The organism is Cohnella suwonensis (assembly GCF_042655365.1).
In the GTDB taxonomy this organism is placed as follows: domain Bacteria; phylum Bacillota; class Bacilli; order Paenibacillales; family Paenibacillaceae; genus Cohnella; species Cohnella suwonensis.
Window position 1 is genome coordinate 244,409 of the sequence record NZ_JBHSMH010000005.1, and the last position, 23,266, is coordinate 267,674.

Annotated in this window: 19 protein-coding genes; 6 read left to right on the plus strand and 13 right to left on the minus strand. The window is 57.7% G+C overall.

Annotated elements, in window-relative coordinates; translation table 11 throughout:
* The first annotated feature begins 676 nt into the window (after positions 1-676).
* From proB to mtnB, 6 genes are read left to right on the plus strand one after another with little or no spacing between them, the layout of a single operon-like run.
* Positions 677-1,804 carry a glutamate 5-kinase gene (gene proB, locus ACFPPD_RS03205; RefSeq protein ID WP_209743057.1) on the plus strand — a complete coding sequence of 376 codons (1,128 nt, stop codon included), beginning with the start codon at positions 677-679 and terminating at the stop codon, positions 1,802-1,804.
* A complete protein-coding gene (locus ACFPPD_RS03210; RefSeq protein WP_209743059.1) occupies positions 1,797-3,044 on the plus strand; it encodes a glutamate-5-semialdehyde dehydrogenase in 1,248 nt (415 codons plus the stop codon). The genes proB and ACFPPD_RS03210 overlap by 8 nt, the downstream gene beginning before the upstream one ends.
* Positions 3,045-3,057: 13 nt before the next feature.
* Entirely contained in the window at positions 3,058-3,927 is an 870-nt protein-coding gene (gene proC / locus ACFPPD_RS03215; protein ID WP_209743061.1) for a pyrroline-5-carboxylate reductase, read from the plus strand.
* 24 nt (positions 3,928-3,951) lie between these two features.
* Positions 3,952-5,175 (plus strand): 2,3-diketo-5-methylthiopentyl-1-phosphate enolase, encoded by a 1,224-nt coding sequence (locus ACFPPD_RS03220; protein ID WP_209743063.1) that lies wholly within the window; start codon positions 3,952-3,954, stop codon positions 5,173-5,175.
* On the plus strand, positions 5,172-5,861 hold the full coding sequence (locus ACFPPD_RS03225; RefSeq protein WP_378081226.1) for a 2-hydroxy-3-keto-5-methylthiopentenyl-1-phosphate phosphatase: 690 nt from the start codon (positions 5,172-5,174) through the stop codon (positions 5,859-5,861). The genes ACFPPD_RS03220 and ACFPPD_RS03225 overlap by 4 nt, the downstream gene beginning before the upstream one ends.
* Positions 5,858-6,508, plus strand: a complete 651-nt coding sequence (mtnB, locus tag ACFPPD_RS03230; RefSeq protein ID WP_209743065.1) for a methylthioribulose 1-phosphate dehydratase — start codon at positions 5,858-5,860, stop codon at positions 6,506-6,508. The genes ACFPPD_RS03225 and mtnB overlap by 4 nt, the downstream gene beginning before the upstream one ends.
* 133 nt (positions 6,509-6,641) lie before the next feature.
* On the opposite strand, the gene ACFPPD_RS03235 is transcribed toward mtnB, so the two are convergent.
* The 13 genes from ACFPPD_RS03235 to dinG form a co-directional block, all read right to left on the minus strand.
* The gene (locus ACFPPD_RS03235; protein ID WP_378081228.1) at positions 6,642-7,418 is read right to left on the minus strand and encodes a DnaD domain protein; all 777 of its coding nucleotides are present in this window, start codon (positions 7,416-7,418) and stop codon (positions 6,642-6,644) included.
* Positions 7,419-7,472: 54 nt separating this feature from the next.
* Complete coding sequence (gene asnS, locus ACFPPD_RS03240; RefSeq protein ID WP_209743067.1) at positions 7,473-8,765, minus strand: asparagine--tRNA ligase; 1,293 nt, start codon at positions 8,763-8,765, stop codon at positions 7,473-7,475.
* A gap of 37 nt (positions 8,766-8,802) precedes the next feature.
* Complete coding sequence (locus ACFPPD_RS03245; RefSeq protein WP_209743068.1) at positions 8,803-10,017, minus strand: acetate kinase; 1,215 nt, start codon at positions 10,015-10,017, stop codon at positions 8,803-8,805.
* A complete protein-coding gene (locus ACFPPD_RS03250; protein WP_209743071.1) occupies positions 10,014-10,886 on the minus strand; it encodes a 3-hydroxyacyl-CoA dehydrogenase family protein in 873 nt (290 codons plus the stop codon). The genes ACFPPD_RS03245 and ACFPPD_RS03250 overlap by 4 nt, the downstream gene beginning before the upstream one ends.
* 82 nt (positions 10,887-10,968) lie before the next feature.
* Complete coding sequence (locus ACFPPD_RS03255; RefSeq protein ID WP_209743073.1) at positions 10,969-12,150, minus strand: hypothetical protein; 1,182 nt, start codon at positions 12,148-12,150, stop codon at positions 10,969-10,971.
* Positions 12,140-12,706, minus strand: a complete 567-nt coding sequence (locus tag ACFPPD_RS03260; protein ID WP_378081231.1) for an RNA polymerase sigma factor — start codon at positions 12,704-12,706, stop codon at positions 12,140-12,142. Before ACFPPD_RS03260 ends, ACFPPD_RS03255 begins: the two co-directional genes overlap by 11 nt.
* A gap of 835 nt (positions 12,707-13,541) precedes the next feature.
* Positions 13,542-15,098, minus strand: coding sequence for an alkaline phosphatase family protein (locus ACFPPD_RS03265; protein WP_378081232.1), 1,557 nt, complete (start codon positions 15,096-15,098; stop codon positions 13,542-13,544).
* 188 nt (positions 15,099-15,286) lie between these two features.
* On the minus strand, positions 15,287-16,783 hold the full coding sequence (locus ACFPPD_RS03270) for an AAA family ATPase (RefSeq protein ID WP_209743080.1): 1,497 nt from the start codon (positions 16,781-16,783) through the stop codon (positions 15,287-15,289).
* On the minus strand, positions 16,776-17,312 hold the full coding sequence (locus ACFPPD_RS03275) for a hypothetical protein (protein WP_209743082.1): 537 nt from the start codon (positions 17,310-17,312) through the stop codon (positions 16,776-16,778). Before ACFPPD_RS03275 ends, ACFPPD_RS03270 begins: the two co-directional genes overlap by 8 nt.
* Positions 17,313-17,895: 583 nt before the next feature.
* Positions 17,896-18,423, minus strand: a complete 528-nt coding sequence (locus ACFPPD_RS03280) for a cell wall elongation regulator TseB-like domain-containing protein (protein ID WP_209743084.1) — start codon at positions 18,421-18,423, stop codon at positions 17,896-17,898.
* A complete protein-coding gene (locus ACFPPD_RS03285; RefSeq protein ID WP_209743086.1) occupies positions 18,420-19,724 on the minus strand; it encodes an amidohydrolase in 1,305 nt (434 codons plus the stop codon). Before ACFPPD_RS03285 ends, ACFPPD_RS03280 begins: the two co-directional genes overlap by 4 nt.
* Complete coding sequence (locus tag ACFPPD_RS03290; RefSeq protein ID WP_209743088.1) at positions 19,724-20,377, minus strand: redox-sensing transcriptional repressor Rex; 654 nt, start codon at positions 20,375-20,377, stop codon at positions 19,724-19,726. Before ACFPPD_RS03290 ends, ACFPPD_RS03285 begins: the two co-directional genes overlap by 1 nt.
* Entirely contained in the window at positions 20,378-23,260 is a 2,883-nt protein-coding gene (dinG, locus tag ACFPPD_RS03295) for an ATP-dependent DNA helicase DinG (RefSeq protein ID WP_209743090.1), read from the minus strand.
* Positions 23,261-23,266: the final 6 nt, after the last annotated feature.

Genomic DNA, 23,266 nt, shown 5'->3' on the forward strand with positions numbered 1-23,266 from the left:
ACGACATTCAAGTGACGGTTATAGGTCAAAAAAGCGGTTAATGTCCCCAATCGACTTACGTAAATGGCTTGAAGGAGACTAAACGGTCAAAAAAGCGTTTAACCGCATCAGTCGACTCAACCGACACGACTGCAAGGAGTTAATGCGTCTGGTGAAGTAACTAGCGGGCGAACGGGGCTCTCTGCTGGGAGTTAATTCGCCGGAGGAAGTAACTGGATCGCGAACGTTAAACGAAAAAACGCCTTCAGCGTCCGCGTCCAAAGGAGACTTTGACAACGCTAATGCTTATGTTGAACTCTCTATGAGGTTCCATTTCCGCAAGCGATCGCCATGTGAACAAGTCGTTCGTTCCTTTACAACCCTTATGCCGCGTGGTATTCTTTATTGAATAGGAAATAATATGAACGCTACGACGGGAACCGAAGCGGACCCGGACGAGATCAGAGAACGAATTCCTAGGCTGCGAGAATTCGTCTTGTCCCCCGCCTCCCCCATCCCCGAGCGGACGGCGAAGAGCCGGACAGTTCCTGCTGTTATCAGGACCATGAGCGGACGGATGCCGGCATAGCCATATGCCCGCCCCGTCAATGAAGGTGGCACCGCGGAAGATCAGACTTTCGTCCTTTACAAGGGGACGGGAGTTTTTTTTTATTGGCTTTAGAAGGGATGGATCGCAATGGGAAAACGTATCGTCGTTAAAATCGGCAGCAGCTCTCTGACGGCTGAAGAAGGCGGCTTGAATCGCAATCAGGTTCGTTTTTACGCGGACGAAATCGCGTCTTTGCACGCGGCGGGCCACCAAGTGCTGCTCGTCACCTCCGGGGCGATCGCTGCGGGCTTCAGACAGCTCGGTTACGCTTCAAGACCGAAGCTCGTGCACGAGAAGCAAGCGGCCGCGGCCGTCGGCCAGGCGCTGCTCATGCAGGCCTACCAGGAAGCGTTCAACGCGAGCGGCATCACCGCCGCTCAAATTCTGCTGACTCGACCCGATTTCAGCAACCGCGGCCGGTCGCAGAACGCGACGCGCACGATCGAGGAATTGCTGAAGCAGCGAGCCGTGCCGATCATCAACGAGAACGACACCGTCGCCGTGGACGAAATCAAATTCGGCGAGAACGACGGCTTGTCCGCTCTCGTCGCGACGCTCGTCAAGGCCGACGGCCTGTATATCCTGACGGATATGGACGGCGTATACACCGGCGATCCGCGCAAGACGCCGGACGCCGTCCGCATCGAACGCGTCGAGGTGCTTTCCGACGAGCTGTACCGGATGGCCGGCGGCGCGGGCTCTGCCGTCGGCACCGGCGGCATGCGCTCGAAGATCGAAGCCGCCCGCATCGCGATGCGCGGAGGCGTCCCCCTCTTCGTCGGCAGGGTCGCCGAGTCGGGAGACTTGGCCGCCGCCTTCTCCGGAACGGGCAAAGGCACTTACTTCGCTTCTTCTTCTTCCGCCCTGTCGGCGAAGAAGCATTGGGTCGGATTCCTCTCCGTGCCGCAAGGGCGGCTCGTCGTCGACGACGGAGCGGAAGAAGCCCTTCTGAGCCGGGGAAGAAGCTTGCTCCCCGCCGGCGTCCGTCTGGCGGAAGGCGACTTCCATCCGGGCGACGTCGTCGAAGTCGTCAACGCCGGCGGCCGCGTTCTCGGGCGCGGCGTCACCCACTTCTCCGCATGGCAAGTGACGGCGGTCGCCGGCATGTCCAGCGAAGAGACGCTCAAGCGGCTGGACGTGCCGAGAGCGGAAGTCATTCACCGCGACGAATGGGTCGCGACATCATTAGCCAAGGAGGCAAGCTCCCATGAGTGAAGTCATAAACAAAGCGACGGCGGCCCGACAAGCGGCCGGCGTTATGAACCGGTTAACGACGGCGCAGAAAAACGAGGCGCTGCTACTAGTATCCGATGCCCTTCTGACGGAACAACAAACGATTCTCGCCGCTAACGAGGAAGATCTTGCGCACGGTCGCGACAACGGGACGTCGTCTTCCCTTCTCGACCGACTGAAGCTGACGACCGCCAGATTGCAAGACATTTCCGACGCGGTCCGCCAAATCGTCGAGCTGCCCGATCCGATCGGCGATATGCTCGATTCGTTCGAACGCCCTAACGGCTTGCGCATCGAGAAACGGCGCGTGCCGCTCGGCGTCATCGGCATCGTCTACGAAGCCCGCCCTAACGTTACCGTGGACGCCGCGACGTTATGTTTGAAATCCGGCAACGCGGCCGTCCTGCGCGGCGGTTCGGCGGCGCTTTCCTCCAACCGCGCGATCATCGCCGTCGTGCGCGAGGCGCTTTCCCGCTCGGCCGTACCGGCCGACGCGGTTCAATTGATCGAAGATTCGAGCCGGGCGTCCGTCGACGAGATGCTGAAGCTTAACGGTTTGCTCGACGTCATCATCCCGCGCGGAGGCGCCTCCCTCATCCAAAACGTTGTCCAGAACGCCACCGTTCCCGTCATCGAGACCGGCGCCGGCGTATGCCATACGTTCGTCGACGAATCCGCGGATTATGGCATGGCGAAGGCGATCGCCCTGAACGCCAAAGTCCAACGACCTTCCGTCTGTAATTCGATGGAGACGCTGCTCGTTCACGACCGGTTCGCCGGCCGTCATCTCTCGGAGCTCGCGGAAGCGTTCCGCGAAGCGAACGTCGAGTTGCGTGGCTGCGAGGCGACGCTCGCCTTCGCGCCTTGGGCGACGCCGGCGACGGAGCAAGATTTCGCCACCGAATACAACGATTACATTTTGAACGTCAAAGTGGTGAAAGATGTAGACGACGCGCTCGCGCACATCGCCCGCTACGGAACGAAACACTCCGAATGCATCGTGACCGAGATTCATGAGAACGCCGACCGTTTCCTTCAGGAAGTCGACGCGGCCGCCGTCTACCATAATGCCTCCACCCGATTCACCGACGGCTTCGAATTCGGATTCGGCGCGGAGATCGGCATCAGCACGCAGAAGCTTCACGCTCGCGGGCCAATGGGCTTGCCTGCATTGACGTCGACGAAGTACCGGGTCGTCGGCAACGGACAAATCAGAGGATAGGAGCGACGAACAAATGAACGAGACCGCGAACCAAGCGAAACTATGCTTCTACGGGGCCGGATCGATGGCCGAAGCGTTGCTTCGAGGCATGACAGCCGCCAACTTGACCGCCCCTTCCAATATTACCGTCATGAATCGCCAGAACGCCGACCGCCTGCACGAATTGCAACGGACGTACGGCGTCGTCCCCGCTCCGACAGAAGCCGCGAAGCAGGACGCGCTTCGCACGGCGGACATCATCTTGCTCAGCATGAAGCCGAAGGATTCGGCGGAGGCGATCCGCGCGCTGAAGCCGTTGCTCCGCCCGGACCAGCTCCTCGTCTCGGTCATCGCTGGCTTATCGATCGACACGATTCATCAGCTGCTCGGCAACGCGCAGCCGGTCGCCCGCACGATGCCGAACACGTCGAGCACGATCGGCCTCGGCGCGACCGGCATCAGCTTCTCGGACGCGGCGAACGAGTCCCAGCGCGCTTTCGCGATTGCCATGTTCGAAGCCGTCGGCCTCGCTTCCGTCGTGGAGGAGCCGCAGATCGAAGCCGTTAACGGCGTATCGGGCAGCGGTCCCGCCTACGTCTATTACGTCATGGAAGCGATGATCCAAGCCGGCGTCGAGCTCGGCTTGACCGAAGAAGCGGCCAAGCTGCTGACGGCGCAGACGGTCAAAGGGGCCGCCGAGATGGTCATGTCTACCGGCGAGAATCCCGGCGAACTGCGCCGTAAGGTTACGTCTCCGAACGGCACGACGCAGGCCGCGATCGAGACGCTCGACCGCTACGCTTTCCAGGAAGCGATGAACAAGGCGATCCACCGCTGCGCGGAACGCGCGCGCGAGATGGGCGACGCGATCCGTTCCGAAGCGGTCGGATCACCGAGCGCTTAATCCAAGAAAGAAGGTTTCCTTTCCATGAATAATTCCTATAGCAAAGCGACCTACCGGCTATACGACGATAAAGCCGATTTCCATAAGAAAGCGACGGGCATCGCCGTCGGCTTGACCGTCGGCAGCTGGACCGACTTGCCGGAAGCGGCCAAAGCGCAAATGCAGCGGCATCTCGGCCAAGTCGTCTCCGTCTCCGCCCACGAAAGCGACGTTCCCGGCGAGCGCTTCGCCGACATTACGATCGCCTACCCGGACGCCAACTTCAGCCGCGACATTCCGGCGTTCCTCGTGACCGCGTTCGGCAAGCTGTCGATGGACGGCCGAATCAAGCTGATCGACATCGAGCCGTCGTCCGACTTCCTATCCGCTTTCCCGGGCCCGAAATTCGGGGCGCAAGGCGTTCGCGACCTGCTCGGCGTGCACGACAGGCCGCTCGTCATGAGCATCTTCAAATCCGTCATCGGACAAGACCTCGACAATCTGCGCCATCAATTCCTGCAGCAGGCGCTCGGCGGCGTCGACCTGATCAAGGACGATGAAATTCTGTTCGAGAACCCGTTATCCCCGCTCGTCAAGCGGGTTGAAGCGTGCGTCGGCGCGTTGAAGGAAGCCGAGCAAGCGACGGGCCAGAAGCTCATCTACTTCACGAACTTGACCGGACCGACGTTCTCGCTGAAAGACAACGCCAAACGCGCGATCGAAGCCGGCGCGAACGGCCTGCTCTTTAACGTGCTGGCTTACGGCTTTGACGCATTGGCCGAGCTCGCCGCCGATCCGGACGTCTCCGTGCCGATCGCCGCGCATCCGGCGATGGCCGGCGCGTTCTATCCGTCGCCGCATTACGGCATATCCGCTCCGGTACTGCTCGGCAAGCTGATGAGAATCGCGGGCGCGGACTTATCGCTCTTCCCTTCACCGTACGGCTCGGTCGTCATGCCGAAAGCCGAGAATCTCGCCGTCAAGGAAGCGTTGCTCGATCCTTCGTTGCCGCAGAAATCGGCGATGCCGGTCCCTTCCGCGGGCATCCATCCGGGGCTCGTCCCGCTCATCATGGGCGACTTCGGCCCGGAAGTCGTCGTCAACGCCGGCGGAGGCGTCCATGGCCATCCCGGCGGTCCGGCAGCGGGAGGACAAGCGTTCCGTCAAGCGGTCGACGCCGTTCTGGCCGGCCAATCGCTCGAGCAATACGCGCAAACGCACGAACCGCTTAAGCAAGCGATCGAACTCTGGGGGGTACGCACATCTTGAGCACGCCGATATCATCGTTTCCGCGCACACCCGTCTTATTCTGCGACTTCGACGGCACGATCACGTTAAGCGATAACATCGTCGCGGTCATGAAGCATTTCAACCCTCCCGGCTGGGAGGATATCGTCAAAGAGATCATTTCCGAGAAGAAATCCGTTAAACAAGGCGTCGGAGAGATGTTCGCGCTGCTCCCGTCGAGCATGCAGAACGAAGTCCGGAATTACATACTGACGACGGCCGGCATTCGCCCGGGCTTCCAAAGGCTGCTGGATTGGTGCAAGGCGCACGACGTCCCGTTCTACGTGACGAGCGGCGGCATCGACTTCTTCGTCTATCCGCTGCTCGAGCCATTCGGCATCCCAGCCGACCACGTGTACTGCAACGGCAGCGACTTCAGCGGAGATACGATCCGCATCACGTGGCCGCATGACTGCGACGCAGAATGCGATCATGGCGGCTGCGGAATGTGCAAGACGGCCGTCATTCGCCGGTTCGCGAAAGACGAGTACTACCGCATCTTGATCGGCGACAGCATCACGGACTTCCCTGGAGCCAAAATCGTCGATCTCGTCTTCTCGCGCTCTCACTTGACGGATCGCTGCGCCCAGCTCGGCTTGCCGCACGTCCCGTTCGAAACGTTCCACGATATCGTCAGCTATTTGGAACAAGGAGGTCGCCCCGAATGAGCTTCTCCCATATCGCCCTGGAGGAAAAACAACGGATATTGAGCGAATTTTCAGCCGTCAAAGCGGATTTCGCCTCCCGCCACTGGTTCCCGGGAACGAGCGGCAACCTGAGCATGCGGATCGGCCCCTTCGAGCCGAACGAGTTCTTCTTCGCCGTCACGGCGAGCGGCAAGGACAAAACGAAGTCGACGCCGGAGGACTTCCTGTTCGTCGATCAGGACGGCAAGCCTTGCGAGACGACCGCGCTGAAGCCGTCCGCGGAAACGTCCCTTCACCGGGAAATATACCGTTTGACGGGCGCTGGAGCCATTTTCCATATACATTCCGTGTTCAATAATCTCGTCTCCGAATTGTACTGGGAACGCCGTGCCGTGCCGATCGAAGGCGTCGAGCTCATTAAAGCGTTCAATATTTGGGACGAGGATGCCGTCATCGACGTGCCGATCGTGCCGAACTACGCCGACGTGCCGAAGATCGTGCCCGAGATCGAGCCCGTCCTTAACGCGCGCGTGCCCGGCCTGCTCATCCGCAAGCACGGCGTGTGCGTCTGGGGCAAGGACGCTTCCGAAGCGAAAAAACATCTCGAGGCTTTCGAATTCCTGTTCGAATACGCGTATCGCTGGCAGCTGCTGAAGCAAAGCCGATAATCAATCGCATCGCTTGGCGACCGCACAAAAAAACCACCCGTCTTTCCGCCCCCACGGCGGTCCGACGAGTGGTTTTTTTACAAATTAACGATTGGGGACTTTCAAAATATAGAGCACATGCCTATCGTGACGGTTATCGTCCGGTTCTGAATTTCTGGGCGTGAAGACGCGCTTCCTCGACGTTCGTCACGCGGTTGCGGCTCCACTCCAGCAAAATCCGGTCGATGTAGCGAAAATGCAGCTTGCCGGCGAACACCGCTTCCTTCAGCGCGAACCGGATCAATTCGTCGGCGTACTGGTCCTGGTCGAGCCAGCTCGTGATCGTCTCGTACTCCATCGGCGTCAGCGGCCGTCCGAATTCTTGCTCGAACTGGGAGAACAAGCTGCGCGGGACGCCGCCCGTATCGCCGGCTGCGTAGGTTCCCGCTTTCGCGCCCGAAGCCCGTTCTTCGCTTCTTCCGAATCCGCTGCCGCCGGAGACGCTCTCCGCGGAAGCGGCCGCGTATGCCGGACTTCCCGAGTCGGCCTGATCCGCGCGAAGCGGAAGTTCACCTTCCGCGAGCAGTTGACCGATTCTCCGGAATAAGCCAGACAAATTATATTTCTCGGATTGCACGCCGGAAGACGAGTCGAATTGCTCGTCGATGGTGACGAAGCCGAGCTTCAGCAGTTTCTGTACCGCCTGACCGACGATCGCCGGCGAGCAGCCTAATCTTTCTTGAAGCTGTTCGATCGTCGGAAACTCGTTCTGCTCAAGCTGGCGAAAAGCGATCAGCTGAAGAAGCAGCATCGCGTCCGTATCGCTCAGCTTCAGCGCGCGGTACGTGCGCAGAAGCGCGTACGGGACGCTGACGGCCCCGTCCATGTACGCTTCCGCCATTCCCCTCGCAAGCGCGTTGCGGTCGTTCATCGGCTCCTCGCCTCTCTTCGTGTTAGGATCTTCTAAGCTATCGTCCCGATTGGATTACGGATATAGCCGGTACAACGTGCGCGGGAAGGCGATCGTCTCGCGGACGTGGTCGAGGCCGCAGATCCAAGCGACGGCGCGCTCCAGTCCGAGTCCGAAGCCCGAATGCGGCACGGAACCGTATTTGCGCAAATCCATATACCAGCCGTAAGCTTCCTCGGTCAGCTCATGCTCGGCGAATCGTTCCGCGAGCAGCTCCGGATCGTCGATCCGCTGGGAACCGCCGATAATCTCGCCGTAGCCTTCCGGCGCGATCATGTCCGCGCACAGCACGACTTCCGGCCGATGCGGATCCGGCTTCATGTAGAACGCCTTAAAGCTCGCCGGGTAATGCGTGATGAATACCGGTCGGTCGAATTTCCCGGCGATCGCCGTTTCGTGAGGCGCGCCGAAATCTTCGCCCCAAGGCAGCTCCATGCCGACTTCCTTCAGCAGATCGAGCGCTTCGTCGTAAGTGATCCGCGGGAACGGCGGCATGACGCGTTCGAGAGCGGCCACGTCCCGCTCCAGCACCGCGAGCTCGGCCCGGCACTTCTCCAGCACTTGGCCGACGACGTGCGAGATGAACCGTTCCTGAACGTTCAGGTTCTCCTCATGATCGACGAATGCCATCTCCGGCTCGATCATCCAGAACTCGATCAGGTGGCGGCGCGTTTTGCTCTTCTCCGCGCGGAACGTCGGTCCGAACGAATACACTTTGCCGAGCGCCATCGCCGCCGCTTCCATGTACAACTGCCCGCTCTGGGTCAAATATGCGTCCTCGTCGAAATATTTCGTATGGAACAGATTCGTCGTTCCTTCGCACGAAGACGGGGTCAAAACCGGCGGATCGACGAGCGTGAATCCTCTTTCGTCGAAGAAGCCTTGGATCGCCGAAATGATGACGGCGCGAATGCGCAGAATGGCGCGCTGCCGCGGCGCGCGCAGCCACAGATGGCGATGGTCCATCAGGAAGTCCACGCCGTGCTCCTTGGGCGTGATCGGATAATCCTTGGCGATCTGAATCATGTCGATGCCGGTGACGTTAAGCTCGTAACCGGACGGGCTGCGAGGCTCTTCCCGGACGACTCCCGTGACGTAGAACGAGCTCTCTTGCGTCAGCTGTCCCGCTTTCTCCCATACCGATTCCTCGACTTCCGACTTCACGAGCACCCCTTGGATGAAACCCAAGCCGTCGCGAATTTGCAGGAATTGGATTTTGCCGCTCGAACGCTTGCGCGTCAGCCAGCCACCGAATGTGACCGATTGACCGACATATTCCCCGATCGTAGCCAAATCTACGCGTCCCATCTTCATTCTCCTTTGCGTGTTTTATCGTTTAATGCCATTAAATGTTCTGATTAAGCTCTTTGGCGAGCCGGTACGTATCCCTTGCGATCAATAGTTCTTCGTTCGTCGGCACGACGAGCACGCTTACGCGCGAATCATCCGTCGTAATCCGGCGAGGCTCGGGCGAACGGTCTGCGTTGCGCCCCTCGTCCAGCAGCACGCCCAGGAAAGTCAAGCCTTTGCATACTTCCGTGCGCAGCGCCGCCGAATTCTCCCCTACCCCAGCGGTGAAGACGATCGCGTCGACGCCGTCCATCGCAGCGACGTAAGCGCCGATGTACTTACGAATTCGGTACGCATACATCTCGAAAGCGAGTTTCGCGTTCGCGTGGCCTTCGTTCATCGCGTCGACGACTTCCCTCATGTCGCTGCTGACGCCGGAGATCGCAAGTAGTCCGCTGTGCTTGTTCAGCATCGAATTGACTTCGTTTAACGTCAAGTCTTCTTTATTGATCGTGAACGGCACGACGGCCGGATCGAGATCCCCGCTGCGCGTACCCATCATGAGCCCTTCGAGCGGTGTCATGCCCATGCTCGTGTCGTATGACTCGCCGTGCAGAATCGCGGCGCAGCTCGCGCCGTTGCCGATATGGCACGTGACGAGCTTCAGTTCCTCGACCGGACGGCCGAGGAATTCGGCCGCCTTCTTGCTTACATAGTCGTGCGAAGTGCCGTGAAAGCCGTAACGGCGAATTTGATGCTTGCGGTACAGCACGGTCGGAATCGCGTACAGGAACGAACTCGGCGGCATCGTCTGGTGGAACGCCGTGTCGAACACGACCGCTTGCGGCACTTCCGGCAAGTTCTCTTCGACCGCCGCGATGCCCATCATATGCGCGGGATTATGAAGCGGAGCAAGATCGAACAGCTTGCGGATTTCGAGTTTCGCTTGCGCATCGACGAGCACGGAGCGGCTGAACGTCTCGCCCCCGTGAACGACCCGGTGGCCGACCGCTTGAATGTCGGCGATGTTGCGAAGCACGCCGAACTTCCGGTGCGTCAGCATGTCGAGCACTTTCTTGATCGCGGTCGTGTGATCGAGAATCTCGCTGACTTCCCGGACTTCGGGCTGATGGTTCACTTCGTGCGTCAAGATCGACGAGTCCATGCCGATACGCTCGACGCGGCCTTTCGCCAGCACGAACTCGGTCTCCATATCGTACAATTGGTATTTGACCGAGGAGCTGCCCGCGTTGATGACGAGTATGTTCAAGGCAACCGTTCACCGTCCTTGCCGTACTTGAAAAATCCGACGCCCGTCTTGATGCCGAGTTGTCCGGCCCGAACTTTTTTCTTCAGCAGGAACGACGGCCTGTATTTCAATTCGCCGAATTCGCGGAACATCCGCTCCAGCGCAGCCAGCACCGAATCGAGCCCGAATCGGTCGGCCATTTCCAGCGGCCCGTATTCGAATTGATAACCGATACTCATGGCGGAGTCGATATCCTCCGGGGATGCGACGCCTTCTTCCAGCAAGTGCAACGCTTCGTTAATAAGAAGGCAGACGAGCCGGGTCGTTACGAACCCCGGCGATTCGTACACCATAACGCCTTTCTTCGTGAGCACGTCCTCGATGAACGTTTTCGTTCGGCCGAACGTGTCGTCAGACGTATGCAAGCCGCGAATGATCTCCACGACGTCGATCCGGAACGCCGGATAGACGAAATGCATGCCGATGACCCGCTCGGGGCGGCTGCTCGCGCCTGCGAGCTCCGTCAAGCTGAGCGTCGACGTATTGCTCGCCAGCACGGCGTCCGCCGCGACGATATCGTCCAATTGGCGGAACACGTCCTTCTTCTCGTCGAGATCTTCGCTGATCGTCTCTATGATCAGTTCGCAGTCCGCGAGATGTTGCAAGGACGTTTCCGTATGTATCCGGTTTAAGGTAAGTTTTTTCTCCGCGGCGGTGATCGCCCAACGTTCCATTTGACGGTCGAGACTGGCCTCGATCATGATGACCGCCTGCCGGAGCTTCTCGGGCGTCTTCTCCACGAGATGAACGTCCAGTCCTTTGACCGCGAGCATTTCGGCAATGCTCCGCCCCATCGTTCCCGCGCCCACGACGCCGACGACTTTAAACATAGATTAGCCTCCATAAAGCAATAAGATGAGAGTGCCCGCGCGCGAATCGCGTCCGGGTACTTTCATCTTATCATAAACCGTTCTAACTTGCCGAAGCCGCGAACCACTTGCCGAACATTTGCTTCCAATTGTCCACGTATTTCGCTTGGGTCGCCCATTGCACCATGACGACAGACTCGTTCGGCCGCAACTCGAACTCGACCGGTTGACGATCCGCTTGAGGCAACAAATACGGAATGACTTGAATGCGTTCCGCGGATACGACGACGGCCATATCGCCGTCCTGCGAGGTATAAGCATCGATAGCGCTCCGGTCTAACTTGAGAACGTCTTCCCAGCTGATCGCGAGAGGAAGATCCTTGACGACGTCCGCGGTCAGATCCGCGTCGATCGTCGTCCAATCGGACGTCGCCGATCCGCCGTCGCCGGACGGCTTCTTGGCGACCCACTTCGCGTCTTCCCGCGCGATCGCCCATTCGTCGGCGTCTTGTCCGGCGGCAGCGTCGCCGAGAGCCGCGGCGAACGTGTACCTTGTATTAACGAGCGTCTCGGGATCCGCTGCCCTGACTTTCGGGTCGAGCTCGGTCACTTGATTGACTAAGGCTCGCGTACGTCCGTCCCCATCGGTCTGAAGAATCGATACGAACCGGTTTCCCGCGTAGAGAAGCTTCTCCGTTCTGCCGGCAACGGCGCCGTCCGTCGCCGTGGCATCGGCAGCTGGCTTCTCCGCCGAGGATTCGCCGGACTTCAGCGCGATGAGCGACTGACCCGCGTTCGCGGCGGAAGCGTTCCGGTATTCGATTTTCCAGAAGTTCGATTTGTACGGCATCCAGATGCCGTCGCCGCTTCTGACGTACGTCAGCTTGTCGTTCTCCGGAGCGACGATGATCGTGCGGTACGTGCTAGCCGAATCGGGAGAGTCTCCATCTTGCCTAAGCCCGATGACGACCGCGGAATGCGGAGTCGGATCTACGGGGCCGACCCCGCTTGCCGCGGAAGAGGAAACAGGCTGTTCCGTCGTCTTGGACAGATTGTCCCGCTGCCCGGTTCCCGCGCTTAAGCTCCATACCCCCGCGCCGATGCCGAGAACGAGCAGCAACGAGAAGCTCAAAGCAGGCCAGCGCAACAGCCAAGGACGAGAGGGTCCCCGAGCTCGTCCGGGACGTTCGAGACTGTCGTTGATCCTGCGCTTCAGCGACTCGTCGAAGCCGTTCCGGTTCAACGGACCGCGCGCAAGCTGCTCGAACAAATCCTTATCCTCCATGGCTGTTCGCCTCCTTCATCTTCGATAGCTTTTGCCGGGCGTGGAACATGCGGGACTTGATCGTTCCTTCGGTGACGTCCAGCACTTGCGCGATTTCCTTCAGGGACAACTGATGATGCGCGTATAAGATAATGACTTCGCGATATTTCTTCGGCAATTCCAGCACCATGCGCCACATGTCGTTCACGGTCGATTTGGCCAGCACGTCGTGCTCGACGGATTCCCGCTCTCCTCGTTCTTCCATCGTATCCGACAATGTAACTTTGCGGAAGAAAGCCGACCGCTGGAAGTCGATCGCCGTGTTGCGGGTAATCGTCAGCAACCAGGTTTTGACCGATGCGTCCCTGCGGAAGGCATGCATGTTGCGGAACACTTTAATGAACACCTCCTGGGAGATGTCGTCCGCCATGTCCCACTTGCGCGTTATGCTGTACGCGTAGTTCCACACGTCTTTGCCGTATGCGTTCATGAGCTCGTTGAGCAACCCGCGATCGTCGTCGCTCTCGACCATATATTTGAGAAAATCGAAATTCCGTTGCGAGTCCAACCTTGCCACCTCTATTCAATAAGAACGATTCCGAAAGGCATCAGGTTCAATGCTAGCACATTTATTATCGTTTTTCTTCGTCTTTAGGCAAAAATAAGCTCCGCCGGGGCTTCCGGCGGAGCGATACGCGCGATTAGCTTCCAGAGTTCCCTGTCTAGTAAAAGCGTCCCTTGGACAAGGATAAAGAGAAGCAGCAATATCGTAATCAACCAGAAATGCTTTCGTTTCATCTTACGGCGCGGACGCTGCGAGGACCATCTCTTAGCCGTTGAATAACCGGAACCGCTGCCAGAAGCAGAAAATCGTCTGCGAGTTCCCCATTTTCTATGCATGCCCGTTCCTCCCATCGCAAGACCCAAGCGGGGTCGTCCTCGGGGTTCCATGGTTCAAGCTAATGCGGAGGCGAGGGAAAAAGCACAGCAAGCTGCCATAACTAAGACTTAGGCGTTGAAGCCTGCCCTAAGGTGCATCGGGCCGATCCGCAAAATGTGTAACGCCCTTATATTAATCCGGGCTGGTCAGATAACGATCTCCATCGATATGCTTGTGCGGTCCGTGTATAATGTTCAATCCGATAGCATCGATTTCAGCCAATCGAACGACTGTCGGCCGTTAGCTTCATGTTTACCCGGGAACAGATCATAAGAAAATTGATACTCGCGCGCGAATACGATTGTCCAATGAAGCGGTAACGTAGGAGAGGAGAGAACCTACCGAAAACCCTGCGATGCCGATTCTTTCCAAATTCACCTCTGTACGGGGCTCGGTGCGTTCGGACATAGATAAGAAGATCGCGCCCCTCATCACGCCTTAACGGCTAGAGAATTGGCGATCTTCTTTATCATCAGAGAAGCCCGAGCACATATTTTTTCAGATCCACCAGACGATGAAGCTTCGGTTTCGCGTCGGTTCCGCTGATGATTAAGGGGACTAAAGATTCCGTACGGTGAAGAGAACCGTGCCCACCGCCTCCTTTATGAGTCGGCGAGCTATGAGCTACCAGTTCATAACCCGGTTCTGCAGTGATCAAAACATACGATCCGGGATGCGAATTCATAGCGGAGAACAATCGCTGCAGAGCATCGGGATACCGGCCGAATTCCAGCCGATTGTTTCCTGCTGTCTTAATATCCAGCACATCCGGATTTCCCTGCCATGACCATGTTTGCCCGTAAGGATCTACCCTAACCCCCTTCTTTCTGAATCGGAATTCACCGGAAGTTCCGCTATGCGCGACGCAGATCCACCCGTTTTCCTTCCAGGCGATCAGACTGATCCGGGATTCGGCGCGAAGTCGATCGTTTAACTCCTTGAGGGATGGTTTGGCTTTAAGGGCATACACGTACGCCGACGTTTCATTAACCGCCAACGCGATTTCCGTCTGATCGGTTACAGGCATTCCGGCTTGTAGAACGTCATAGCCCTTCAACAATTCCGGCAGATCGATAATGGGTTGATGGTTTGCCGGGTGAATTTGGGACATGCCGCTGTCTCCTACAATGATGATCATCGCCTTCTTCATCGCTTCATCCATCGAGCCGAACGATTGCAGCATCGATTGAAGTTGCCCGTCCAGCTTGCGTACGCCATCTAAATCGGAAGGACCTTTCTTGTGCAGACGCTGATCCATATCGGGCAAATACACGTAGAGAAAGTCAGGCAGACGGCGGTTCGCAATCAAATGCTTCACTGTCTCTACGGCATAATCATTGTTAAATCCCAATTTATTAGTAATACCGTCAGGCATGTTCTTCGTTTCTTCAAGCGGGTTGGCGAAAGACCCGAAAGTCAGAAGCTCGGGTCCTTTCACTTTGAATTCCTTCTGCAGCTTCAGCGGTAGATGGATTGCTGTCGGCAAACGCAGTGTATGCTCGGTTGTCCCCCGATAGATCAGCCCATTGACCGAGCCCGAGGTCAAGCCTCGACCTGCGAGATCTTCATAAATGGTAGAAACGCGGGAATTCAGATGTCGACCGTTCAGGTTAACAAACAAATCAGTTAACACCTGATCGCCCCCTGTTCGGAGGGCCTCCATCGGTCCGGTTCCGTAGTTCACAACTCTTCGTTCATCAGTCGAATACCAAGCCAATCCCGGCACGCGATGTTCATCCGGATAAGTCCCTGTCACAACGGTGCTGTCAATGGTCACGGACATCGTCGGGAAAGAACTCACGACATCCGTGTAATATTGTCCGTTTTCAATCAAATATCGGAAACTGGGTAGCAGGTTCAGCTTGATTCCCTCATCAATCGCCTGAACCATTAAGGAATCGGCCACTATAAATATGACTTTCTTCGAATTGATTCCCCGTTCAGACTTGGCATGCAATAGATCGTTCTCGTCGGGTCCATTCTTCTTACCGGTGCAGCCTCCAGTGAATGCGAGGATGACTAAAATCATTATGATTCGCGCCCAATTCCTCATACCGACGTCACTCCAAAATCAATTGCAAGATTTATCTTGTTTTTTCCAATTTGAGTCCAAATCATACATCCAATAAGGTTCAATGCTAGCGCATTATTATCGATTTTCTTCGTCTTTAAGCAAAAGAAGCTCCGCCGGAGCTTCCGGCGGAGCGATAGGCGCGATTAAGCGGCTTGTTGGATTTGATCTCTCAGTTGTTCGCCCGACAACGTTTCTTCGCGAATAAGAATGGACAGAAGCCGTTCGAACGTCGGCTTGTGCTTGCCCAGCAATTCCCTCGTCCGAATCGTGAGGCCGTCAAGGATTTTGGCGTTCTCGCCCGACCATTGCTCTTGCGTGATCGCTTCCGGATGAACGATGCCGAGATCCGACATGCCGGATTCGATCATCGTGCGGACGATGCTCGTCGCCTGGTCGAAGTCCCCGCGGGAACCCGTGCTGCGGCCGCCGTAGAAAATCTCTTCGGCGACGGCGCCGCCGAGCGCTATCATGATTTGCTGCTCGAGCACGTCGAGCGAATACAAATAGCTGTCTTGCCGCGGATGGTGGCGGACGTAACCGAGCGCTTGTCCCCGCGGCGTCAACGACACTTGCGCGACGCTCTCGGGACGGACGCTTTCGGCGACGATCGCATGGCCGAGCTCGTGGATCGCGACGCGCTCGCGTTCTTCGCGCGTCGTCTCGCGGTCCATCCGTTCGCCCATCATGACTTTGTCGATCGCCTGCGACAGATGGACGTTGTTTAACGTCTCCGACTTTTCCCTCATCGCGTAGATCGCCGCTTCGTTCATGACGCTCTCAAGCTGCGCCCCGGAGAAACCGAACGTCTCTTCCGCGACTTTCGCGAGAGAAGCTTCCTCCGATAACGGCTTATTGCGCGCATGCAACTTCAGAATATGCTCGCGCGCGGATTTGTCAGGAAGATCGACCTGGATGTGACGGTCGAACCGGCCCGGGCGAAGTAGCGCCGGGTCGAGCAGTTCCTTGCGGTTCGTCGCGGCGATCAGAAGAATACGAACGCTCTCGTCGCCCTGCACGCCGTCCATCTCGGTCAGCAATTGATTTAACGTCTGGTCGTATTCGCGGTGCTGTCCGCCGTCCCTTTTGCCGCCTATGCCGTCGATTTCGTCGATGAAGATGATGGCGTTGTCCCGCTTCAGCTTCGTCGCCTGCTGGCGCGCTTCCTTGAACAGGTCGCGGATGCGCCCCGCGCCGACGCCGACGTACATCTCGACGAATTCGCTGCCCGAGGCGGCCACGAACGCCGAATTCGTGTATTGCGCCGCCGCCTTGGCGAGCAAAGTCTTGCCGGTTCCCGGAGGGCCCGTGAGCAAGATGCCCTTCAACGGACGAATGCCGAGCTTCTCGATCTTATCGCGGTACACGAGGAAGTCGAGCGCCTCCGTCAGTTCCCTCTTCGGTTGCTCTTGGCCTCCGATATCCTCGAACGTCAGAAATTCAGGCTTGCGCGTCGCCGCCCGTTTGCCTGCCGTTCCCATCGCAAGGCCGCCTCGCCCTCTCGTGAACAAGAAAATCGCCCCGAACATGAGCAGTCCCATGACGATAATAGCCGGCGGCAATCCGACGTACAATAGAAACACGAGAACGACGATCGCCGCGCCGATGCCGATTTCTTTGCCGTAATCGTTTAATTTACGCATTAGACCACGCTCCTAACGTTGCGGGTTCGCGAGGCAGCACGACGAATTTCGCCGCATTGCCGTCGCGCAACGAAATATAGACGTTGTCTTCGTCCATGTCCGTCGTCGCCGTCACGCCCGGGAAATGGGCGGACAAGCCGTCCATCGCGTCACGGATGCCGGAATACTTGCGCGTCTCCATCGCTTCGGCGACGTCGAACAACGCGTAACTCCATGCTTTTTCCAACCGTTCGTTGCTGCTGGCGTCCGCCGTAAGCTCGAACTGCTTGCTTCCGATTTCTCCGGAGCCTTCTTGTTTGATCTTACGGTACACTTCGGCGATATTCGCGTCAGGCGCAAGTTTCACGTCTATTTTCACTGATCCGGCGCCCATCTCGACTGTGGCGTTCTCGACGCCGGCGATCGCGTTCGCGACCCGGTCGAGCGGCTGCTCGACGCCGTAATGGCGGTAACCGAACCAACCGCCGAACAGCACGGCTGCCGTCAGCGCGGCCGTTATCGCAATCGGTAATATTCTGATCTTGTTCATATGTCGATTCCCTCCTAATAAGTAGGTATACAAACGAAAGTTAATGTCATTAATATCAATAAAGGTCAAACCGATGGCGGACGAGGCGACGTCCGTGCGAGTTCTGAAGTCTGCGAGAATGTTCCATGCGCATCCGTACGTTTCGTACATCCATGAGTATATCAGTTTTGGTCAGCATAATCGTTATTAAAACGTTGGAAAGCGAACCAGCAACCCGCGAACCGCGTATCTACACCTTGCTTATCATACTCTGTCTGCAATAGGGTCTCACCTGACTGCAGTCACCTCAACCTCCGCTCCCCCGCCTGAAATTCGGTTACTCCTGACTACAGCTTCCAAACAAACTGTAAAAAGTGCAGGTTATTCGGCGCTGAAACGAAAAACGACCAAACAACCTGCAATTCTAAAGTTTGATGGGCCTAAATATGTCGATCCTCTCAAAAAAAAGAAAACAACCTGCATTTTTGCAGGTTGTCCTCAGGAATTTGAAGAATCGTGCGATACAAACTGCACTTTTACAGGTTGTGGGCAAGGCTCAGCGTGCGAAACGGTAAGGCCATCGAATCGGTTAAGCGGCAAAGCGCTAGCTCGACAACACGTAAGTCTTCAGCATCGTGCCATCCTTAAACGAGTAAAAGCCGAGCGATTGATGGAGATGATCGTCGTTGTTCCAGTAACGGATTTCCCAAGCCGGCTGCCCCTTGAACCAACCCGGAATCATCCGGATCGGCGCCGAGGCGCCTTCGTGCTCGCTCTCGAACTTCGCCAGCATCTGCTTTTTCGTCAAGTTGTCCGTCGTTTTCTCCTTCACGACGCCATCCGACTTCTCGAACACGACCCAGGATTCGCCGTCCGCGTCTTTGCCGGAGACGATCCACACCGTCTCGTCCCACGTATGGGACGCGGCGTCGGTCACTTCCTTCAACCCCGCTTGCTGCTTGGCGATCCGAACGGCGCGATTTTCGACGCTTCGGTAATCCTTATCCGAAGACCGGACATACAAATAGAAGCAGACGAGCACGAACACGACGAACCCCGCGACGAGAATGCCCCACTTAGCCAGCGAAAGCGAAGGCCCTTTGCGATGCCCTTCCGTACGGCTTAAATTCATCCGCGCAGCCTCCGGAAGCAAGCTTCGGCTTCGGCTTTGATTTTCTCTTCATCGAGCGTCAGAAGCTTGCCGTCTTTCAGCAATTGCTTGCCGTCGACCCATACGTGGGCGACGTCGGAACCTCTAGCCGCGTAGGCGAGATGGGATACGTAATCGGTGCGCGGCACGAAATGCGGCCGATCGACGTTCAAGGCGATGAAATCCGCCTTCAAGCCGGCTTTCAATTGGCCCGTCACGCCTTCCAAGCCGATCGAGCGCGCGCCGTAGAGCGTGCCCATGCGAAGCGCTTCCGCCGCCGGAACGACGGTCGGATCGCCGGATACGCCTTTATGAAGCAACGCCGCCATCGAGATTTCCTGGAACAGATCCAAGTTATTGTTGCTGGCCGCGCTGTCCGTTCCAAGCGACACGGTCACGCCCGCCTTGAGCAAGTCGGGCACGCGCGCGACGCCGCTCGCGAGCTTCAGGTTGCTGACCGGGTTATGCGATACGGCGACGCCTCGTTCGGCGAGCAACGCGATCTCGTCGTCGTTCAAATGAACGGCGTGAGCGACGAGCGTCGGACGCCCGAACATGCCGAGGCGGTCGAGATGTTCGACCGGGCGGTAGCCGTAATCGCGCACGTTCTGTTCCACTTCCGCGATCGTCTCCGACATGTGGGTATGCATCGGCAAGTCGAGATCGTGGGCCGCTTCGACGAATTTCAAGATGTAGTCGGGAGGGCACGTGTAAGGGGCATGCGGAGAAATCATGACGCTGACGCGCCCGTTCGCCGCGCCGTGCCAATCTTTCGCGAATTGGATGGCGTCCGCCAGCTTCGCTTTCTGAACGTCTTCCGGGCACAGTCCGATAACGCCGCGCGTCAAGCTCGCCCTCATGCCGGAGCGCTCGACGACTTCTGCGACCCGATGCATATGGTCGTACATGTCGACGAACGTCGTCGTGCCGGATTTGATCATCTCGGCGGCCGCGAGAGCCGAGCCCCAATACACGTCGTCTCCGGTATATCTCGCTTCCGTCGGCCACATATGGTTTTGCAGCCAATCCTGCAATGCCAGATCGTCTGCCAATCCGCGCAGCAGCGACATCGCCGCGTGCCCATGCGTGTTCACGAGTCCCGGCATGAACAGATAACCTTTGCCGTCCAGCTTGGCGGACGCGAGCGATTTCTCTTCCTCGGGCGCTTCTCCTTCGCCCAGAGCCGCGATCCGTTCATCTTCCACCGCCATCCAGCCTTGGAATTTCGGTTGGTCGTCGTCCATCGTGACGAAATAGCCATTCTCGATCAGTAACCGCGTCATTAAAGTCCGTCTCCTTCTTTCGATCCGTTGATCGAGTCCATATAATAAGCGAGGCTGAGCAGCTCCGCGGTAAAATCCGCATGGTGAATTCTGACGCCGGGCGCGGCCTTCAAGACGACCGGCGCGAAGTTCAGAATGCCCCGAATGCCGGAAGCGACGAACTGATCCGCCACGTTCTGCGCCTCGGTAGCCGGCACCGTAATGATGCCGACCGAAATATCCAGCCGCTCGACGGACTTGGCGAGCTCCTTCATCGGCTGAACGGTCAGCCGGTTGATCATCGTGCCCTTCTTGCTTTCGTCCGCGTCGAATACGGCGACGATTTTCATGTTGTCTTTAATATACGTATTATAATTGCATAGCGCGCGCCCCAGATTGCCCGTCCCGACGAGTGCGACGTTCAACGTCTTGTCCAGCTTCAAGATCTGGCGGATTTTCTCGATCAAATAATCGACGTTATAGCCGACCCCTTTACGCCCGAACTCGCCGAAGTACGCGAGGTCTTTGCGAATTTGCGCCGGATTCAGGTCCAGCTTCTCTCCGAGCTCTTGGGAGGAAACCGTATGAATGTTGCTTAAGCTGAGTTCATTCAGAAATCGTAAGTAAATCGGCAGCCTCCGGACGACCGCCTCGGAAATTTTGATCGGTTTCATTCAAGTCCCCTCCTTTCTTTCATCGTGATCGGGAAACAGCCACTCGCGAGCCCTGCCCGCCATCGCGGCCGTCGGTAAATGCTCCATTTTCGGTCCCGGCAACGAGTACAGGAAATGCTTCCCGTAATACGTGTCGATTACCCTCGTATCGTACAGCAGCACGATGCCCCGATCGGTCGCCGTTCGCACGAGCCGGCCGAAGCCTTGCTTGAAGCGGATGACCGCCTGGGGGAGCGACAGCTTCATGAACGGATTTTTGTTCTCCGCTTGCAGCTTTTCCGCTTTCGCTTCCGCGACAGGATGATTCGGCGGCTGAAAAGGCAGTCTGACGATCGCGAGACAAGTGAGAGCGTCCCCCGGTAAGTCGATGCCTTCCCAGAAGCTGCTCGTGCCAAGAAGCACGGAAGCCGGTTGCTTGATGAATTGCTGGGTCAACCGGCTGCGGCTGCCCCCGTCGAGACCTTGGCCAAGCACTTGAATGCCGGCCGGCTCGAGCTTTTCTTTCAACGGTCCGTAGACCGTTTTCAGCATCCGGTGCGACGTGAACAGAACGAGCATGCGGCCTCCCGCCGTCCGCGCCATTTCCTCCAAGGACGACGTAAGAGCGGCGACGAACGCGGCTTCTCCGTCCCTCCCTTTGATGCCCGGAAAATCGCGGGGAATAAGGACGAGCGCTTGTTCCCTGTATTTGAACGGGGAAGGCAACATCGCCGTTTTCAACTTCCCGGCTTTATCCGCCTCGATTAATCCGAGCTGCTCGGTCACGTAACCGAACGACTTGTCGATCGTTAACGTCGCGGACGTCATGACGACGCTCGCTTTTTTGTCGAACACGCCTTCCTTCAGCAATTCGCTGACGTCGGAAGGAACGCCGTATATCCATACGGATCTTCCCCGGTACTGGGAATGCCCTTCGATCCAATAGACGTATTCCGGTCTGCCGAGCGTGACGAACGACTGCGTGTCCGCCCTCGTGTTCGACAAATCCTTCAGCACGCCGCCCATGTCGGTCAGAAGCCCTTGCAGGCTTAGTTCGTCCGCTTCCTCCCTCATGTCGACGACGATCTTCTCCATCGGCCGAATGAAATCCGACAGCAGCTGAATGACGTTATTGCCGTCTACGGTTAACGCTTCCCATTGCGGGGGCAGTTGATCCGGCTTCAGCCTGTACGTCATGTTGCCCGTTTCGTCGGCCGCGGCGTTGGAGGCGAGCATGCCGAAGGAGGCGTCCATCCAGCGTTCCCACGCTTCCCGGATCTCGGTCAGCTTGGGCGCAAGCTCTTCGAGCTTCTCCGCCCAAGCGGTCGCGTGCGTCGATCCCATTGCCGATGCGGCAGAGATGAGCTGCGGGAGTAAACCCGTCTTGGTGTCCTTCCACACGCGCAGAAGCGGCAGCATCAACGTCGCGTGGCCGGTTTTCTGCCCGAGATGCTGGCTCGCCACTTCTTCCAAATGATGGGCTTCGTCGATGACGAGCCGATCGTACGCCGGAAGCAATCGGTGCTCGGCGCGCAAATCGGTAAACAGCAACGCATGGTTCGTAATGACAAGATCGGCCTTTCCTGCTTCTTGCCTCGCGCGATGGTAGAAGCAACGCTTGAACCAAGGGCATGCCCGGTTCAAGCAAGAGGCGGTGTCGCTCGCGACCGCGTCCCATTCCTCCTTGTTGCGGCCGCCGACGTTCAGCTCTTCGGATTCGCCTCTCGTCGTCTCTCCGAGCCAGACGGTCATGCCGCCGCGGACGATCGATTCTTCCCGTCCGAAAGCATGCTCCGGCACGTGCTGCCGGTTCTCGAACTTGCGCAGGCACAGGTAGTTGCTGCGTCCTTTGAACACGGATGCCCGGAACGGCATCGGCAACGCTTGCTGCAACAGCGGCAAATCTCTTTCGCGCAGCTGCTCCTGCAATTGGATCGTATGGGTGCTGACGACGACTTTTTTCTCTTCTTTCAGTCCATAATAAAGAGACGGCAGCAAATACCCGAGAGACTTGCCCGTACCGGTTCCCGCTTCCACGAGCAGATGCGAGTCGGCTTGAAGGGCGTCGAATACTTCCTTGAACATGATGTCTTGGCCTTCCCTTGCTTCGTACGAGGGGAACAGCGCCTTCAGGTTGCCCTGGACGGCGGCCAAATACTGTTCGAAATCCATTTCTTTTAACGAATCCGGAACGCCGTTCGAATCGTCTTGGCGATTCGAGTTGTCTTCGCCCCAATCGCCGACGTTCATCGCGAATTGACGGAAGTGGTGTAGCCCTTCTTCGGGAATGAACGGCTGCGTATCCCGCCATGCGGAGACGTGGGCGATCAACCACCCGAGGTCGCTGTTGTCCGGACTAAACAGGGCGCCGAGCCTCTGAAGGGTGAACAGCGGAAGTTGCCGCAGCTTGTTCAAACAAAACATGAACAATTCCGCCGTCGCGAGCGCGTCGCTGTCCGCTTGGTGCGGACGGTCGTGCGCGATGCCGAACGCTTGAGTCAGCGAAGACAGCGAGAACGAAGGCTGCGTCGGGAAGACGAGCCTTGCAAGCTCGACCGTATCGAGCATTCTGCCGCCGAATGGCAAATAACCGCTCCTTTCGAGGGCGGCTTGCAGGAATTGCGCATCGAAATTGGCGTTGTGAGCGACAAGTACGGCATCCTGCAAAAAAGGGACGAGCTCGGCGATCATGTCTTCGGTTTCGGGGGCTTCGGCCACGTCCGAATCGGAAATGCCCGTCAACCGGGCGACCTCAGCCGGAATCGGCTTGGACGGCCGAACGAAGCTCGCATACGTGGAACAAACGGTACCCGCATCGTCGATGACCGCGAGTCCCGTTTGTATTATTTCATCTTTATCGGACGACATGCCCGTCGTTTCGAAATCGAGCACGGCAAATTTCATTCCAGA

Coding starts and splice junctions, on each gene's coding strand:
- mtnB (WP_209743065.1), top strand. CDS start 5,858: ATGAGCTTCTCCCATATCGCCCTGGAGGAAAAACAACGGATATTGAGC.
- ACFPPD_RS03235 (WP_378081228.1), bottom strand. CDS start 7,418: ATGAACGACCGCAACGCGCTTGCGAGGGGAATGGCGGAAGCGTACATG.
- proC (WP_209743061.1), top strand. CDS start 3,058: ATGAACGAGACCGCGAACCAAGCGAAACTATGCTTCTACGGGGCCGGA.
- proB (WP_209743057.1), top strand. CDS start 677: ATGGGAAAACGTATCGTCGTTAAAATCGGCAGCAGCTCTCTGACGGCT.
- ACFPPD_RS03265 (WP_378081232.1), bottom strand. CDS start 15,098: ATGATTTTAGTCATCCTCGCATTCACTGGAGGCTGCACCGGTAAGAAG.
- ACFPPD_RS03270 (WP_209743080.1), bottom strand. CDS start 16,783: ATGCGTAAATTAAACGATTACGGCAAAGAAATCGGCATCGGCGCGGCG.
- ACFPPD_RS03290 (WP_209743088.1), bottom strand. CDS start 20,377: ATGAAACCGATCAAAATTTCCGAGGCGGTCGTCCGGAGGCTGCCGATT.
- ACFPPD_RS03210 (WP_209743059.1), top strand. CDS start 1,797: ATGAGTGAAGTCATAAACAAAGCGACGGCGGCCCGACAAGCGGCCGGC.
- ACFPPD_RS03285 (WP_209743086.1), bottom strand. CDS start 19,724: ATGACGCGGTTACTGATCGAGAATGGCTATTTCGTCACGATGGACGAC.
- ACFPPD_RS03250 (WP_209743071.1), bottom strand. CDS start 10,886: ATGTTTAAAGTCGTCGGCGTCGTGGGCGCGGGAACGATGGGGCGGAGC.
- asnS (WP_209743067.1), bottom strand. CDS start 8,765: ATGGGACGCGTAGATTTGGCTACGATCGGGGAATATGTCGGTCAATCG.
- ACFPPD_RS03275 (WP_209743082.1), bottom strand. CDS start 17,312: ATGAACAAGATCAGAATATTACCGATTGCGATAACGGCCGCGCTGACG.
- ACFPPD_RS03280 (WP_209743084.1), bottom strand. CDS start 18,423: ATGAATTTAAGCCGTACGGAAGGGCATCGCAAAGGGCCTTCGCTTTCG.
- ACFPPD_RS03255 (WP_209743073.1), bottom strand. CDS start 12,150: ATGGAGGATAAGGATTTGTTCGAGCAGCTTGCGCGCGGTCCGTTGAAC.
- ACFPPD_RS03220 (WP_209743063.1), top strand. CDS start 3,952: ATGAATAATTCCTATAGCAAAGCGACCTACCGGCTATACGACGATAAA.
- dinG (WP_209743090.1), bottom strand. CDS start 23,260: ATGAAATTTGCCGTGCTCGATTTCGAAACGACGGGCATGTCGTCCGAT.